Source organism: Sulfurospirillum oryzae (assembly GCF_025770725.1).
In the GTDB taxonomy this organism is placed as follows: Bacteria; Campylobacterota; Campylobacteria; order Campylobacterales; family Sulfurospirillaceae; genus Sulfurospirillum; species Sulfurospirillum oryzae.
The window spans coordinates 144856-158570 of the sequence record NZ_JANZKZ010000004.1; the positions used below are offsets into that span (position 1 = coordinate 144856).

General features: G+C 39.4%; 13 protein-coding genes. 3 read left to right on the forward strand and 10 right to left on the reverse strand.

Annotation, left to right across the window (positions count from 1 at the left end):
- Positions 1-35: 35 nt before the first annotated feature.
- The 4 genes from N0B29_RS10925 to N0B29_RS10940 are packed head-to-tail and all read right to left on the reverse strand — an operon-like array spanning position 36 to position 3693.
- Positions 36-506: a phosphatidylglycerophosphatase A family protein gene (locus N0B29_RS10925; protein WP_263833761.1), complete on the reverse strand. Its 471-nt coding sequence runs from the start codon at positions 504-506 to the stop codon at positions 36-38.
- 7 nt (positions 507-513) lie between these two features.
- Positions 514-1707 (reverse strand): sulfate adenylyltransferase, encoded by a 1194-nt coding sequence (locus tag N0B29_RS10930; RefSeq protein WP_263833762.1) that lies wholly within the window; start codon positions 1705-1707, stop codon positions 514-516.
- Entirely contained in the window at positions 1685-2572 is an 888-nt protein-coding gene (locus N0B29_RS10935) for a response regulator (protein ID WP_263833763.1), read from the reverse strand. Before N0B29_RS10935 ends, N0B29_RS10930 begins: the two co-directional genes overlap by 23 nt.
- Entirely contained in the window at positions 2569-3693 is a 1125-nt protein-coding gene (locus N0B29_RS10940) for a bifunctional 2-C-methyl-D-erythritol 4-phosphate cytidylyltransferase/2-C-methyl-D-erythritol 2,4-cyclodiphosphate synthase (RefSeq protein WP_263833823.1), read from the reverse strand. Before N0B29_RS10940 ends, N0B29_RS10935 begins: the two co-directional genes overlap by 4 nt.
- 106 nt (positions 3694-3799) lie before the next feature.
- Between N0B29_RS10940 and N0B29_RS10945 the strand changes: the two genes are divergently transcribed.
- Both N0B29_RS10945 and N0B29_RS10950 read left to right on the forward strand, forming a co-directional pair.
- Positions 3800-4930 (forward strand): Mrp/NBP35 family ATP-binding protein, encoded by a 1131-nt coding sequence (locus N0B29_RS10945; RefSeq protein WP_263833764.1) that lies wholly within the window; start codon positions 3800-3802, stop codon positions 4928-4930.
- An 18-nt stretch (positions 4931-4948) separates the two neighbouring features.
- Complete coding sequence (locus N0B29_RS10950; protein ID WP_263833765.1) at positions 4949-6166, forward strand: tetrahydrodipicolinate N-succinyltransferase N-terminal domain-containing protein; 1218 nt, start codon at positions 4949-4951, stop codon at positions 6164-6166.
- 21 nt (positions 6167-6187) lie between these two features.
- On the opposite strand, the gene N0B29_RS10955 is transcribed toward N0B29_RS10950, so the two are convergent.
- From N0B29_RS10955 to N0B29_RS10965, 3 genes are all read right to left on the reverse strand, one after another.
- The gene (locus N0B29_RS10955) at positions 6188-6406 is read right to left on the reverse strand and encodes a hypothetical protein (RefSeq protein WP_263833766.1); all 219 of its coding nucleotides are present in this window, start codon (positions 6404-6406) and stop codon (positions 6188-6190) included.
- 65 nt (positions 6407-6471) lie between these two features.
- Complete coding sequence (locus tag N0B29_RS10960) at positions 6472-7689, reverse strand: GGDEF domain-containing protein (protein ID WP_263833767.1); 1218 nt, start codon at positions 7687-7689, stop codon at positions 6472-6474.
- A 27-nt stretch (positions 7690-7716) separates the two neighbouring features.
- Positions 7717-8502 (reverse strand): HesA/MoeB/ThiF family protein, encoded by a 786-nt coding sequence (locus N0B29_RS10965; RefSeq protein ID WP_263833768.1) that lies wholly within the window; start codon positions 8500-8502, stop codon positions 7717-7719.
- A gap of 59 nt (positions 8503-8561) precedes the next feature.
- On the opposite strand from N0B29_RS10965, the gene N0B29_RS10970 reads away from it, so the two are divergent.
- Entirely contained in the window at positions 8562-8837 is a 276-nt protein-coding gene (locus N0B29_RS10970; protein WP_263833769.1) for a MoaD/ThiS family protein, read from the forward strand.
- Here N0B29_RS10970 and N0B29_RS10975 read toward each other — a convergent pair whose 3' ends face one another.
- The 3 genes from N0B29_RS10975 to N0B29_RS10985 all read right to left on the reverse strand — a co-directional run bounded on the left by N0B29_RS10975 (position 8838) and on the right by N0B29_RS10985 (position 13500).
- Positions 8838-9068, reverse strand: a complete 231-nt coding sequence (locus tag N0B29_RS10975; protein WP_263833770.1) for a MoaD/ThiS family protein — start codon at positions 9066-9068, stop codon at positions 8838-8840. It lies immediately after the preceding gene.
- Positions 9068-10801 (reverse strand): aldehyde ferredoxin oxidoreductase C-terminal domain-containing protein, encoded by a 1734-nt coding sequence (locus N0B29_RS10980; RefSeq protein ID WP_263833771.1) that lies wholly within the window; start codon positions 10799-10801, stop codon positions 9068-9070. Before N0B29_RS10980 ends, N0B29_RS10975 begins: the two co-directional genes overlap by 1 nt.
- A gap of 164 nt (positions 10802-10965) precedes the next feature.
- The gene (locus tag N0B29_RS10985) at positions 10966-13500 is read right to left on the reverse strand and encodes a glycosyltransferase family 2 protein (RefSeq protein ID WP_263833772.1); all 2535 of its coding nucleotides are present in this window, start codon (positions 13498-13500) and stop codon (positions 10966-10968) included.
- Positions 13501-13715 lie beyond the last annotated feature (215 nt).

A 13715-nucleotide genomic window follows, 5' to 3' on the forward strand; every position in this document is an offset into this window, starting at 1 on the left:
CGCTTATGGCTCTTAGATTATGTAAAAGTAATGTTTTAGTTTAAGAGAGTTTTTTGTGCGTATTCAAGCAGTTGGAAAGTACCAGCACTGCAAATTCCTGCAATCACACCCGCAAGCATGTCATCCCCGATAACACCCCAACCACCTTTCACATTTTGGTCAATTCTGCCAATTAAAGAGGGTTTCCAAATATCAAAAAGACGAAAAAATGCAAAGCTAAGGACAATTTGGACAAGTGTTCCTGAGCTTAGAATGAGTGCGATCCATACACCAACGACTTCGTCGATAACAATGCGTTTATCATCGTGTTCACCGCCATTGGCTTCATAAGCATTGATCTGTTTAATGCCCATAATCGTAAAGAGAATACTCAAAAGTACGAGCGTTTCCATAGAAACATACTGAATAATAAGTGCTCCTACAATAACAGCAAGCAGTGAACCCGCCGTTCCAGGAGCTTTAGGGGAGAGCCCTGTGTATAAAAAAGTCAAAAAAGCATTTGGCATAAGTGTCCTAAGTGAGTGAAGTTGTTTGATGTAAGCGCATCAGTTCAAGGTAAAAATCGCGTTCATCGTGTGTTTCTAAAAGTCCGCTATTAGGAAAAATAGCATCGTAAATTTTGCCAATATTGGCAAAACGATGTTTAAAGAGCTCACTCAAAAGAAGAGCTGAGATGTCTTTACGCATAAAAATGGCAGGAGGTAGCATACCTGCTTTTAATATTTCGAGTAAAGATTCTGCATGGTATTTGATATGATGATGTCCTCCATGCGGACAAGTGTTTGTACTTACCAAGGTCTTACATTCGTTACAATAGACAAACTCAGTGATAATTTCGATGTCAATATCCAAATCTTCGTAATGGTCCAAAATAGACTTCATCTCATTTTTATCGTAGTAAGCACCAATACCACTATGGTGTTGACCAAGTACAAGTTTGTTACACCCTAGATTTGAAGCACAAATAGCATCTAAAACAGCATTTTTATAACTGGTAAAGAGATAGGTGTTTTCAAAAGGAACGATGACCACTCTATTTTTTGGTAAATAGTTGTCGACAAAATATTGCAAAGCTTTCAAACGCAGATCATAAGAGAGGATATCTTGTTTGTAAGGTTTGAGCATAAAAATGACCAGCATATCGCACTTCTCAAGCGTAATACGAATAACGCGCTCATGCGCTCTATGAAAAGGTTTTGCGTTCATCATCATGGCAGAGACATTTTTTGCACCCAGTTGTGCTTTGGCATCGGCGATTTTATTTTTGACATTTTTAACATCATCAAATTGGAGTTCATACTCTCCACAAACCGCAATGTCACCAAGGCGTTTAAGAAATGTTTGCGTCTCAGGATTGGAGATGTCATACGTTCCAAAAATTTGCTCGATGCGTTTTTTCTTATCCACTTCAAAGACTTCATCGACAATAATAGTGCCTTTGATCTTGCCATCGACCATAAAATCAAGCGGCTCACCTTTGTAGGCGGTGGTGAGTACTTCTCTGTTTTTCTCACCCGCAGGTGCAATAATGAAAGGGAAGGGAAAAGGTTTTCCTTTGTAGTATCCACTCTCCTCAACCTCTTTGGCTTCTGCTTTATTCATCAGTTTATCTACAGGGTATAAAATGCCTTCTTTGGCAAGGCCAAGAGTTGCTATGAATTCTTTATCTAAAAAGAGTTGTCGGTTATTTTTTCTTGTTGATTCCATATTTCTTCCTTTTTTCCCATAGACTTTTGCGCGATATTCCTAATTTTTTTGAGAGTTCTGTGTCTGGAAATTTATTTTGGAAATTGAAAATGACATATTTAACATAATCATCAATACACAAAATATCACCTTGGTCTAATATCTTACTATCAGTGTTGATTTCGATTTTTGTAAAGTCACTCTCTTCGTTAGGATCAGTGCTACAAATAATAGCACGTTTACCTTCCAAGATGTTATAGACTTTTAGCTTTTCGCTTTTTTTAAGATTTTGAAGGTCAATAATGTAGAGTAATTCCTCACTTCCCGCACGTGCGATTTTCTCATACGCATTGCCTTGCGTTAAAGAGATAAACGTAAATGTTTCATTTTGAGACTGTGCGTAGTTAAAGACAAGGGCATCAGCGTGTTTTTGAAAATTGGTTTTGATTAAAATAGGAAATTTTGTTTTTTTATCAAGAGGCTCTAAATTAGCGCTGCTAAAAAGATTTTTGACATACTCTTTATACGTTTCATTCTCTTTTTTGAGGTTTTTAAAGTCACTTAAATGCTGAAGCTTACGAATCAATTCTTCAATCATAAAAGGCTTTTGGATGTAATCACACGCTCCTGCTTTAATCGGATTGGTGACGGTGTCATTACTGATATACGAAATCATCAAAATGATGATAGAAGAGCGGTGTTTTTCGATAACAGGGTAAAAATTTTGTCCTGAAATGTTGGTAGAGAGGAGTATGGCATCGTATTTTTCATCTTTGAGAGCATCTTTGATACTGGTAGCGATTTCACATAAATGTCCAATTTCCATCAACTTGGAGGCGATACTTTGTGCGAGGTAAATCTCGTTTTCAACGATTAAAATCTTCATACATTCTTCCAATCATAATATTTTAATGTAGTCGTTGCACTAACGGCAACACCTTCTTGTCGTCCGACAAAGCCTAATTTTTCTGTTGTGGTTGCTTTTACGTTCAGATGGATGGGAGAGATTGCCATAATGTCAGCAAGACAGAATCGTATTTTGTCTTTAAACGCACTCAAGCGCGGAAATTCTGCCATGATGGTAAGATCGCAATGTGTGATCTCAAATCCCACTTTTGCCAAAAAGGAACACACCTCCCTTAGAAGTAATTTTGAATCAATATTTTTATAACGTTGGTCATTATCGGGGAAAAGCTCTCCAATATCGCCCGCTCCAGCAGCTCCCAAAAGAGCATCGATGAGAGCGTGAATGGCTACATCACCATCAGAGTGCGCTTTAAAGCCTATGGTATCGTGAACTTGAACACCTCCAAGCATCATCACTTTACCTTCCTCATAAGCGTGGACATCAAAACCTTGTCCTGTAAAATGAGAAGAAGAGGGGGCTTTGAGACAGGGAATGTCGTTTATATCTTCTTTACATGTAAGCTTTTTGGCTTCAGGGTTGCCAAGCACATAAGCAACTTTGCCTCCCATCGCTTTGATAGCACTGCTATCATCGGTGTAAAGTGTTGATGTGTTCAGTGCCTTTTTCAATATATCGGTACGCGAGAGTTGAGGTGTTTGAATGAGTTTGACTTGATCGCGATTAATCGTCGTGCCTTCATAAACGACTGTATCGACAACGCTCAGATAAGGAACAACAATATCATTGTTTTCCATCTCAGATAAGATTCTCACAAGCATCTCTTGGTCGATACACGGACGCGCTATGTCACTTACCAGTACATACGGTGTCTTTACATGTAAAAGGGCATTGGCAAGAGATTCTTGTCTGGTAGCACCACCCTCTACAAAAGTGATTGTATCGCTAAACTTTCCAGCATAAAAATGTTCATCAGGTGTTGTTGTCACAATAATTTGCTTAAACGGAAAAAGCTGTTGGAGATTTTGAGTTGCAAAAAGCCATAACGGAGTATCATCAATGCGAAGCCACTGCTTTTTGACACGTTGGTTAAAGCGCGTTGAACTACCAGCCCCTAACATTACAAGCGCTAAATCGGGCAAACTTTGTCCTTTTTTCTGAAGTGTTACAATATTATACATTTTGAAAGCTTTTTTTTATCTTTTTTGTGTTAAATTCCGTGATCACTTAAGCATAGAGGTTGAAAAAATGTTAAATAAAGATGCAGTTTTAAGCGCGTTAGGTGGCGTTAAATACCCAGGTTTTGAGAAAGATATTGTGACATTTGGTTTTGTTAAAAATATCGATATTTCAGATAATAATGTTTATATAGAAGTTGAGATTGTCTCCTCAAGCAAAGAGGTTGCTGACGAATTAAAAGGTTCTATTGAAAAAGCTATCAAAGCAATTGGTGCAGCACGTGTTGACATCGTTGTAAAGCAACCTAAGGCTCCGGTTGAGAAAAGCAACTCACAATCAGGCAAAAACATGGCTCCGCACATCAAAAACTTTGTGATGGTAAGCTCAGGAAAAGGCGGTGTTGGTAAAACAACAACAACGGTTAACTTGGCGATTTCCCTTGCAAGTCAAGGTAAAAAAGTGGGGCTTTTAGATGCTGATATCTATGGACCAAACGTGCCTCGTATGATGGGTGTGGTTGATACGCATCCTGAAATTGTTGGACAAAAAGTAAAACCAATCCTTGCTTATGGCGTTGAGATGATGAGTATGGGCTCTTTGATGGAAAACGGTCAGTCACTCATCTGGCGTGGTGCGATGGTTATGAAAGCAATCGAGCAACTTCTTCGCGATATTTTGTGGAGTGACTTGGATGTTCTTTTCATCGACATGCCTCCAGGAACGGGTGACGCACAGTTGACACTCGCTCAAAGTGTTCCTGTGACTGCGGGTATTTGTGTCACAACGCCTCAACAAGTAGCGCTTGATGATACCGAGCGAAGCCTTGATATGTTCCAAAAACTTCACATCCCCATCGCTGGAATTATGGAAAATATGAGCGGTTTTATCTGCCCTGAGACTAATAAAGAGTATGATATTTTTGGAAAAGGAACCACCAAGCCTTTAGCTGAAAAGTTCGAAACAATTGTTATCGGCGAGATTCCTATAGAGCCTGCAGTTCGTGAAGGTGGTGACGCTGGAAAACCAGTGAGCTTCTTCCATCCTGAGAGTGAAACAGCAAAACGCTACCAAGCATCTGCTCGTAAACTTTGGGAGTGTATTGAAAAAGTAAATGAAGAGGGTGGCGCAAACAACGAGGCAATACAGCCTACAATGGGTGTTAATGGTGCACCAAGTGCTTGTTCAAGTATGAAAAAGTAAGGACTTAAAGGAGACGATATGGCATTACGCGTAACAATTGATGAAGCAGATTTTAAAACATTAGTCAAAGAGATTGAAGCACAAGAGGGATACCGTAAACCGATTGGTTTTGGTATCGCTAGAGTTGATCGTGGACAATTAAGCCCTGAAAAAATTTTACAAGCAACTTTCCCTGTTGTTAACTGGAATGAAAACTTTGGAAGTGCGGCTATTATGATAGCCGCACTTCAAGCCAGTGACGTTGAGGTGGATTTTTCAAGCAGCGAATTTGTCTATGATGTGAAAAAGAAGTTTGTTAAAAATGCGATGAATGCATTTACCCCGTATCTAAACCAAGCGATTGGCGAAGCCCATAAAAATGTTCAAGTGATTAAAACACTTGATTGGATCGCACAAACGGAGAAACTCAAAAAAGATTATCGAATTGTTTTCTTATTTGAAGATGATGCGCCTCTTAGCCCCGAAGCAGTTTATTTGAAACTTTATGCGCTCTCAAGTGGAAAAGCTCCGATTCGATCCTTAAACCTCTCTGGTGCGTTTGGCGTGTTGGAAAATGTTGCGTGGTCAATGGGACAGCCTATAGAGCTTGCATGGCTGAGAATGCACGAAGTTGAAATGAAACTTTTGGGTGAGTATCCGATTATTGAATCCGTCGATAAATTCCCACGTTTCTTATCGCATATTATTCCAGCCGACAATACGCGTATCTTAGACGCAAGTAAAGTACGTATGGGTGCGCAACTTCACGCGGGTACAACCATTATGCCGGGTGCGAGTTATGTGAACTTCAATGCAGGTACAACAGGTGCGGTGATGGTCGAAGGTCGTATTAGCTCTTCCGTTGTGGTAGGCAAAGGAAGCGATGTAGGTGGGGGTGCTAGTATTTTAGGTGTGCTTAGTGGAACCAATGGCAACCCTGTCAGCATTGGTGAAAACACACTGCTTGGCGCAAATTCGGTTACGGGTATTCCTTTGGGGGATGCGTGTATCGTAGATGCAGGTATTGCGATTTTAGAGGGTACAAAAATCGGGGTGCATGCAGGAGAACTTACTAAAATTATTGAAGCAAATCCAAAAGCAAAACTCAAAAAGCCAGGTAAAGAAGAATTACTTTTCTTTAAAGGTTTAGAGCTCTCAGGACTGGATGGTGTTCATTTCCGCCAAAATAGCGTTAATGGTATGATTATGGCAACACGCAGTAAACGCGAAATCAAGCTTAACAGCGAACTACATTAATATTTTTCAAGGAAGGATTTTTTAATCCTTCCTTGAAATCAAAGCGTTATTAAACTCTTCTGCCCATCTGAGTGAAACTTTTTCATACGTTTTATTGGCGACAGGGTCATCTTTTAAAATCCAATTTCCACATGTTGCGCATTTAGTAGCATAAGTTTCGAGTTGCGCTAAATCCATAGAATCTATCTCTATAAGTCGAGCCTTGCATTCTGCAATGGAGCATTTAAGCGAGCTATTCACAAAGAACTCCTTGTTTGGATATTTTGGTTCATTGTATCACAGCAAAAAAAGCTATTATGTGTAAATTATAAGCAAATAAGGCAGTTACGTCCACTCTCTTTGGCTTTATATAGAGCATCATCTGCGATTTTGATAATCTCCTGAGGTGTTTTTCCTTTAGCAGATAGGGCTACACCGATACTAACGGAAAGACGCTCTTTCTTTACCGTGGTTGATGACTGAAGCTCTTTGGGTGCTTTTTCAGGACGATTTTTATCGCGAATGGCAAAACCTCTTCTAAAAATATGTTCTCTTACTTCTTCAAGAGCCATAATACACTCTTCTTTTTTCTTTCCGTTGAAAAGAATCGTAAATTCTTCACCACCGTAGCGATATACTTTACCACCGTTTTTCACATGAGTCAGCTCTTTAGCGACCAGTTTTAAAACATCATCTCCTATATCATGCCCAAACTTATCGTTAAATTTTTTAAAAAAGTCAATATCGACCATGGCTATAATGTAGTGTGAGCCTAAGCGTAAAAAACGCTCCTCTAGAGCTCTTCGTGAGGGGACATTGGTTAGCGTGTCAATGTAAGCCATCCGATACGCATCGTGAACGAGTGCTGCTATGGCGATCCATGAGGCGACAAGGCAGAAGAGAACAAAATGGTTACTCTCTTGTAAAAATAGGAGTGGAACCATCTGCGCAAAAAGCATCCAAAAGGGAGCTTTTTGACTTTGGATTTCAAAGAGAAGGGAGATTAAAAAGACAAAAAGTAATGAAATAATCGCAATAATCAAAATAAAATCGCTTGCCTTTGAAAGCCCTTGAAGGCTTACATGTAAAATAGGCGTATCAAGTGCTTGCAAAAGTGCGGGTGAAAAGTATTTTAAACCAGCGTAGCCAATACCAAGAATTATCAACCCAATACTCGTACGAAGTGTTCCAAAAGAACTAAAAAGCCCCCTTTCTTGCAACGCATAAATCAAAAGATAACCAAGGGCCGTGATTAAAGGAGCGATATGCCAAAAGGCTTGGACGCTTAGTTTTGTAAACAGAGTGTTGGGGAAGGCTAAACAGAGTGTAAAAAAAAGTGGGAAGAGAAGCAAAACAAAGAGTTTGCTTTTGTTAAAATAAATGCTTAGAACTATGGCAATAATAAGAAAAACAAAAGTGCTTTGCCAGATGAAGTAGTAAGCATAAGTGGGGATAAGTCCAAATTTTATAACGAAAAGAGTTGAAAAGATCATCCCTAAACAGAGTGCATGAAAAGTAGAGAGAGAGTCTTTGAGTCGTTGCATTCCGTTTCGTTTCCTATTTTTTTGCGATTATAGCAAAATTAACTCATAATCCCATAAATCTCCCATAAGCGGTGCTTGAAGATGAGGTTTGCCTAAAAGTAATTTTACCACTTCAGTACTTTGAATTGAGGCAGCAAAGCACACTGTAAAAGAAGGGTTTCCTACTTTTTTTTCGACACCATCACCTTTTTGTGAGTAGAGAGGCTCAAGCAAAGCAGAAGTTGAAAACTGACTACTGTACCCAGCAATAGCGCCATGGACAAAAGGTTTTTGCTTATCATAGCAGAGTCTCGCAAGAAGGCATTTTAGATCAGGATTGTCAAGCGCATCAACGACAACATCGGCTTCTTTGATAAGATTTTCATCTGTTTTTGGGTCAAAAAAAGTTGTAATACTTCTTACATGTAAAGCAGGATTGATTTCTTCAAGTTTCTCTTTCAGTACTTCTGCTTTAAAGCATCCTAGTGTTTTAGGCGATGAAAAATTTTGACGATTCATATTATGTTCTTCGAAAACATCACCATCACACAAAATAAGATTCCCCACACCGATGCGCGTTAGCATTTCAGAAACAAAACCACCTAAGCCTCCACATCCGATGATAAGCACGGTAGAATGAAAAAGTCGGTATTGTTCCCCCGTGGAAATGGTCTTTTGATTGCGTTTGTATCGAAGCGGTAAAATATCATGTTTCAAAGCCATCTCTTCAACTTCTCTAAAGTTACATGTAAAGGTTTTCATTGCTTCAAACGTCGTTGTAAGTGGTAAGAAACCTTCGCCCAGATGACTTTTTAAAAAATCTAAAAGTTCCATAAGGACTCCTTTTCGGTGTATAATATTCTTGGTTTTATTTTATTTTTTAAAGGAATAACATGCATATTATACTCAATGCTTTTTCATTTTTGCGCGAGAAACTGAAAGTTCAAGGTATCGCGCATATTGAAGCGCCATACGAAGTGGTTCAAGGTATGCGTGTTAAAGAACTTATAGATAGCTTGGGGTTTCAAAACAATGAAGTAGAAGCAGTGTTTGTCAATCATACTGTCGTTCCCAAAGAGACGATTTTACAAGAGGGCGATAGAGTTGCTCTTCTCCCTCCAGGTACGCCTGGTTCTTACAGGTTACTCTCAGGGCTCAAAGAGCATTAATCAACCACCACCAATTTTTGGGAAGAGGGCGATTTCGTCGCCCTCTTTTAAATGATAAGATGGATCAACATGTCGTCCATTGACCATTAAAACACCCAGTGGCGATACACCCTCAAGCTCTAGCGCATCTACAACCATTTGTGCGGTTGTTCCTTTAGCATACTCTATTTTTTCATCCTTAAATCGACCATCTCGATATTGGGCAAAAAGCTTAACAGTGACCGTCATCATTAAAAATTCCAGAACTCATCAATCTCTTCACCGCTAAAGTCCCAGATAGCATTGTGAGGAGGAAGTGTTTCGTATTTCATAAACTCTGGTAATCTGTCATCTGCTTTACCAAGACCTGCTTTGATGTTAAATTCATGCTCTGTTTTAAGAATGGTTTTACCCAAATTAACAACATCGTCAATTGTGAGGCTACAACCAAAACGTGCATTGATCATATCAACGAGTGCTGGTAGACATTTTGGATCATCGAGTGCTGGGAACGCAACGAAGATACACATACCAGTACTATCTACCGCTGCAGTTGCAATTTGAAGGTTGCGCGCAAGTTCAACTTGTCCCTCTTTTTTGAGTGGATCAACATAACCACCACTGTTAAGAATGTTGGTAGCAACCGCATAACCTGAAGTATGGTCTGCTCCCATCGTTGAAGTCGCATACGTAATGCCTTGACCTTTAACAGCGCGTGGTTCATACGCAGGAATACCTTGACCTTTAACGGTTGGAACGTGTGTTAAACCATAAATTTTACCTAAAACATGTGTACCGCTTCCGATAATACGACCTATTGGTGTTCCTTGTGGCAAATCTTTTGATAAAAGCTCATACGCTTTTTCACCATCGCCATAAGCGACAATGCCAGCATCAACTGCAAGACCAAGTGTAACGCTCGCTTCAATAGAATCAACACCCAAATCATCCATAAGACCATCGATTTTTGCAATCATATCTAGATCTTTGATACCAAAGTTAGATCCAAGAGCCCAAATGGTCTCATACTCAAAACCTGATGTGAGGTAGTTGCCATCTTTGTCATTATAGACTTGTGAACATTGAATAACACAGCCTGCATGACAGCCATGGGTTGTTTTTCCACCTCTTGCTTTAATGGTTTCTGCCATTGTCTCACCACAGATGTTTTCAGCAAATTCCCAATTACCTTCTCTAAAGTTATGAGTTGGAAGACCACCTGCCTCATTAAGGATATTAACAAGAACGTTGGTACCAAATGCTGGTAAGCCTTGTCCACTGATTGGGTTTTCTTGAAGTGCTTTAGTGAAAATTTTACTTGCTTCTTTGAATTTCTCAGGATCAGCAATGGTTACTTCTTTATAATCTGCTGCATCAACAGTGATACATTTGATTTTTTTAGAACCCATAACAGCACCTAAACCACCACGTCCGTGACTTCTTAGCTTTCCACCAGGGTCTTTAACAGAGATGTTAGCAAGGTTCATACGCATTTCACCAACACGACCTATCGTCATCACTGCAACTTTTTTGTCATATTTTGCTGCCATTGCGTCCAATACGGCATAGTTGTCTTTACCAACGAGTTCTGGAACTTCAATGAATTCGACGTTGTTTTTAGTGACATGTAATTGATAAAAAGCGTTCTTTTTAGGCATACCTTCAATGATAAGCGCTTTTACACCTAGCTTTGACATAATTTGTGCACTGGTTCCACCAACGTTTGACTCTTTGATACCACCTGTTAATGGGCTTTTTGCTCCACACGAATTACGACCGCTATTAGAAGCAGATGTTCCTGAAAGAAGACCTGGTGCAAAAACAAGTTTATTATTTGGTCCCAATGGGTGACACTCTGGATCAACCTCTTTCGCAACAATAGTCGATGTTAATGCACGACCACCAAGTCCCATCCATTCTGTTGGAACTTCTTCAATTTTAAAACTAAGATTTGTCATGTTGACACGATAAATTAAATCAGCCATTTTAACTCCTTACATTTTGGTTATAAAGCCATAATATATCAAGTATATAGCATGAAAATAGCAAAGTCAAAGAAAGATTTTAAAACAAAAACATGCTTTTTTTGCATATCTTTTTTTACACACTTTAAAAAAATGTATTAAAATAAAGTAGTGGTTTTAAGCCACTACTTTTGAGGTTTGAGAGATTGAAGTTCGATGATACGAAGAATAATTGCAGAGTAGTATGGAATACTCTGAATTAAAAGAGTAAATGCAAAAACATAAATTTCAGTGATACGCGTAAAGTTTGTAAAGTAAAGCGCAAAGAATGAGATGGTAAGCAAAGTCGCTAAAATCATCTCATGACGAATAGGGCTTTTGTTGACTTTTTTAGTGTTGCCACCTTTTTCAGTACGTTTGAAAGGAAGTCCGTCTTTAACAAAACCATCGTAAACTGCTTTAAAAATAACAAGTTGCAAACTCATAGATGCAATCGCGCTTAACATGGTCTCTTTGACACTCATCTTCACTCTGGTGTGATACAAGATAAACGCATGCAAAATGTTGACCAAAAATGCGACTAAAATAGGAAGCGTAAGGGGTAGCGTTGGGATCGTTACACCTACAAAGATAATGAATGGAACCCAGAAAATATTTAAAAAGGCAGTTAAGGCACCAAAGGCATCGGAGAGCCAGAAGAACCAACCCGCCACAAAGTGATATTTTTGGTAAGGTGTTAAGGTTTTGGATGAAGGCATAAAATGACGCCAGTGACGTTTTAAAATCTGAATCGCACCATACGCCCAGCGATGACGTTGCGTACGGAAAGCTTCAACCGTATCTGGAAGTAGTCCCCAACCGTAGCGTCTATTTGTATAGTGCGCAGTGTAACCTGCTTCAAAAAGACGAAGTCCAAGCTCTGAGTCTTCAACAATGGTATAGGTTGTCCAGTCTCCTACTTCATGCATAGCAGAAAGTCTTGCCATAAGCATTGTTCCATGGGCTACGATGGCATTTTCTTCGTTTCGCTCAACCATACCGATGTCAAAGAAACCTGCATATTCTGCATTCATCGCTTGTTTGATGAGTGATTCTTTACCATCGCGGTGATCTTGTGGTGCTTGCACAAGAGCCACTTTAGGATCATCAAAAAGTGGAACAAGATCAACCAGCCAGTTTTCACCCACGATGTAATCCGCATCAATAACGGCTAAGATTTCGGCTTTTTCATTGGTATATTTAAGCGCTTCATTAAGAGCACCTGCTTTAAAGCCTTTACATGTAATGTTCAAGAAGACAAATTTTTCACCCAGTTTTTGACAATGTTCTTCAATAGGCTTCCAGTAAAACTCTTCAGGTGTGTTGTTGATAACGACCAAAACTTCATAATTGGTATATTTCATACGAGCTAAAGAGTCTAGTGTTTCAATGAGAACATGCGGTTGCTCTTTGTACGCAGGAACATGAATAGAGACAAATGGCACATGATCTGATTTGAGATTAAGTGGTGCTAAACGCTCAGGTGCGATTCCTAATGTACATTTAAAGAGTTCATTGATTTTAGCAAGCGTGATAATGACCAAAGGAAGCATCAAGATGATTCCCATCGTCCACATAATCCACATACCAAAGTTCATGTAATAGATAAAGGGATACGTCGCTGCCATTGCAATACCAAAGCCCATCGCTTGAGCTGCTGCTGCATACGTGATGGCATGGGCAAAGTTTACGCGTTGATTTCTCAAACCAAAGAATGTCAGCAGAATTCCAAAGAAAACGGAGCCTGCCATCTGATAACGCCAGAGTGGATTGATAATAGTTTGTTTAATAAAGTGAAATTTGGGTTGCTTATTGGTATCAAAAAGACCCCAGTACGGTCCAACACTTCCTTCGTGCACGCCTTTCCATGGTTGATCAAACGCTTCAACGATATTATACGTCCACTTTTCAGCCTTAGCCATCTCCAAAAAGCCTGTAATTGCGGCAATTTGATTGGTGAGTGTTGCTTCCGCTTTCTCGTTATTATAACCACTGCTTGGCCAACCAAACTCCCCGATGGTAATTGGTTTTTTAGGATACATTTTAGCAATGGCATCGTATTTTTCTTTCGCAAACGCCAAAGTTTGCTCTATTGGCACTTTTTCCCAATACGGCAAGATGTGCACACAAATAAAATCAACATGGCGCGCTAGTTCAGTATTGGTAAGCCAAACGTGTTGAACTTCCGCTGTTGTTACGGGAATACGTGTACGCTTAGAAACACGGTCAATATATTCATAGAGTTCATCAGGGGTCAAATCTGCACGTAAAAGAACCTCGTTTCCTACGATAATGGAAGAAATTCTAGGGCTGTACAGTTTGATCAATTCAAAGAGTGTTTCTATCTCAGCTTCATTGGCACCTTTATCTCCTGAGAGCCAAAGACCGACATCGACTTTAAGTTTAGTATCTTTTACATTTTCCAAAACATGTTTGGCATCAGAGATGGCGTAAGTTCGCACTTTTCGTGCAATCTGCGCGATTGTTTTCATGTCTTCTGCAATCTCAGCATCGCTCTTAAGGGCTTTCTCAAATCCACTGAATGGTGTGTAAGAAAGAGACTCGAGTTTTTCACCAATTTGAGGTGAAAGGACGATTTGGTCGCCGGATCTTGTCCATATAAGTATTTGAACAAGGGATGTGATAACGAGGGAAAGTAGAATATATTTGAAGTATTTCAACCGTATGCTCCGAAAAAAATTTCATAACTTTAGCAACTATAACGCTATTTCATAACGAATCGGGTGATTTTACAACAACTTTGTTTAAAAAAATGAAGCACTATACTTTACATGTAAATGTTTTCTCTTTGAAGAAGCTTTTTGGGATCGTAAAGCAATGTTAGGCAAATGCGTTTTACAACGTTTTTGACGTACTCTAAGCGAACTCTTTATCT

What these genes read in the sequence shown, in the direction of transcription:
- N0B29_RS10925 (WP_263833761.1), bottom strand. Translation starts at nt 506, where the DNA reads ATGCCAAATGCTTTTTTGACTTTTTTATACACAGGGCTCTCCCCTAAA.
- N0B29_RS10930 (WP_263833762.1), bottom strand. Translation starts at nt 1,707, where the DNA reads ATGGAATCAACAAGAAAAAATAACCGACAACTCTTTTTAGATAAAGAA.
- N0B29_RS10935 (WP_263833763.1), bottom strand. Translation starts at nt 2,572, where the DNA reads ATGAAGATTTTAATCGTTGAAAACGAGATTTACCTCGCACAAAGTATC.
- N0B29_RS10945 (WP_263833764.1), top strand. Translation starts at nt 3,800, where the DNA reads ATGTTAAATAAAGATGCAGTTTTAAGCGCGTTAGGTGGCGTTAAATAC.
- N0B29_RS10950 (WP_263833765.1), top strand. Translation starts at nt 4,949, where the DNA reads ATGGCATTACGCGTAACAATTGATGAAGCAGATTTTAAAACATTAGTC.
- N0B29_RS10960 (WP_263833767.1), bottom strand. Translation starts at nt 7,689, where the DNA reads ATGCAACGACTCAAAGACTCTCTCTCTACTTTTCATGCACTCTGTTTA.
- N0B29_RS10965 (WP_263833768.1), bottom strand. Translation starts at nt 8,502, where the DNA reads ATGGAACTTTTAGATTTTTTAAAAAGTCATCTGGGCGAAGGTTTCTTA.
- N0B29_RS10970 (WP_263833769.1), top strand. Translation starts at nt 8,562, where the DNA reads ATGCATATTATACTCAATGCTTTTTCATTTTTGCGCGAGAAACTGAAA.
- N0B29_RS10975 (WP_263833770.1), bottom strand. Translation starts at nt 9,068, where the DNA reads ATGATGACGGTCACTGTTAAGCTTTTTGCCCAATATCGAGATGGTCGA.
- N0B29_RS10980 (WP_263833771.1), bottom strand. Translation starts at nt 10,801, where the DNA reads ATGGCTGATTTAATTTATCGTGTCAACATGACAAATCTTAGTTTTAAA.